The following is a 547-nucleotide window of genomic DNA, read 5'->3' on the forward strand; positions in this document are numbered from 1 at the left end:
AGGGCGCGCAGGGGCAGCTCCACCTGGAAGGTGGCGCGGAGGCGCGAGACGAGGCGGGTGGCCAGCAGGGAGTGGCCGCCCAGCTCGAAGAAGTCATCCAGGGCGCTGACTTGGGACAGGCCGAGCAGTTCGCACCAGAGGGAGGCCAGGCGCACCTCGGTGGAGGAAGAAGGCGGGAGGAAGGGGCGAAGCTCGGGCCGGGCTTCCGGGGCGGGCAGGGCCTTTCTGTCCACCTTGGCGTTGGGCGTGAGGGGCAGGGCCTCCAGCACCATGAGGGCCGAGGGCACCATGTACTCGGGCAGCCGCTGCTGGAGGAAGGCGCGCAGGGCGAGAGTGTCCAGCGAGGCCGTCCTGGCGGTGACATAGCCCACCAGTCGCTTGTTGCCCGGTGAGTCCTCTCGCGCGAGGGCGATGGCCTCCCGCACCTCGGGGTGGGCCAGCAGCGCGGCCTCCACCTCGCCTGGCTCGATGCGGAAGCCGCGAATCTTCACCTGGAAGTCGGCGCGGCCCAGGAACTCCAGCACACCGTCAGCGCGGTGCCGGGCCA

General features: G+C 71.3%; 1 protein-coding gene. It reads right to left on the minus strand.

Annotated elements, in window-relative coordinates; all coding sequences use genetic code 11:
- On the minus strand, positions 1-547 hold a 547-nt coding region (locus G4D83_RS45270; RefSeq protein WP_163871175.1), incomplete at both ends, for a phosphopantetheine-binding protein.

Origin of the sequence: Myxococcus eversor (assembly GCF_010894455.1) — a bacterium.
Lineage (GTDB): Bacteria > Myxococcota > Myxococcia > Myxococcales > Myxococcaceae > Myxococcus > Myxococcus eversor.